Annotated in this window: 2 protein-coding genes; both read left to right on the top strand. The window is 75.9% G+C overall.

Annotated features, from left to right (window positions below; all coding sequences use genetic code 11):
* Positions 1–161, top strand: a 161-nt coding sequence (locus tag ABZ371_RS32805) for an iron chelate uptake ABC transporter family permease subunit (protein WP_358686630.1), incomplete at its 5' end; no start/stop codon positions are given.
* 6 nt (positions 162–167) lie between these two features.
* Complete coding sequence (locus ABZ371_RS32800) at positions 168–1,019, top strand: ABC transporter ATP-binding protein (protein WP_358686627.1); 852 nt, start codon at positions 168–170, stop codon at positions 1,017–1,019.
* The last annotated feature ends 128 nt before the right edge of the window (positions 1,020–1,147 follow it).

The raw sequence follows: 1,147 nt of genomic DNA, 5'->3' as shown, positions 1-1,147 counted from the left end.
GCTCGGCGCTGGCGGGCGCGGCACTGATCGCCGCGGCCGACGCGCTGGGACGGGTGGCCGCACCCGTCGAACTGCCCGTCGGCGTCGTCACCAGCGTGCTCGGCGGCCCCTTCCTTCTCTGGGTCCTGTTCCGCCCGGACCGTGCCACCGGAAAGGCGTGACCACCCATGACCGACACCACCCCCGCGACCCCCGCGACCGGAGCCCCGCCCGCACCCGGCGCGGCCGCCGCCGGCATCGAGGTCCGGGCGCTGAACGCCGGATACCCGGGCCGCCCCGTGGTCGAAGACGTCGACCTCGCCATCGGCACCGGCCAGGTCGTCGCGATCGTCGGACCCAACGGCTGCGGAAAATCGACCCTGTTGCGCACGATCGCCCGCCTGCACCGGCCGGACTCCGGCACCGTCCACATCGGAGGCGAGGACATCTGGGAGCTGAGCCGGCGCCGCGCCGCCCACCGGATCGCCCTGCTGCCCCAGTCCCCCCGGGCGCCGGAGGCCGTCACGGTGGCCGGACTCGTCCGCTACGGCCGCCATCCGCGGCAGGGGCTCCTGCGCCAGTGGTCGCGCGCCGACGAGGAGGCGGTACGGGACGCGCTGGAGGCCACCGGGACGGCGGACCTGGCCTCCGAACGCCTCGACAGACTGTCCGGCGGCCAGCGGCAGCGCTGCTGGCTCGCCATGGTCCTGGCCCAGCACACCCCCGTCATCCTGCTGGACGAACCCACCAGCGCGCTCGACCTCGGCCACGCGGTGGAGGTCATGGAGCTGGTGCGCGAGGTGGCCCGCACCGGACGCACCGTCGTGATGGTGCAGCACGACCTGGCCGCCGCGGCCCGCTACGCCGACCTCCTCGTCGCCATGAAGGACGGGCGGGTCCTCGCCCGCGGGAAACCGGCCGGCACCGTCGACGAGTCCCTGGTCAGGGAGCTCTACGGGCTGGACGCGGACATCCTGCGCGCACCGGGCGACGGATCGCCGGTCGTCGTGCCGCGGAGCGGCCCGCTCGCGGGAGCATGACGAAACCGTTCCGGCACCGGTCCCGCGCCGGAGCCGGAACGGGGCCGGAGTGGGGGCCGGTCCAGTGCGGGGCACGGGTGGCCGCCGCCCGGAATGCCGGCGAGCGACACCCGACGGCCGGCCCCGGC

The organism is Streptomyces sp. NPDC005899 (assembly GCF_040629645.1).
Taxonomy (GTDB): Bacteria; Actinomycetota; Actinomycetes; order Streptomycetales; family Streptomycetaceae; genus Streptomyces.
The sequence above is the reverse complement of the archived record's forward strand: the minus strand, read 5'-3'. Positions and strand labels throughout refer to the sequence as shown.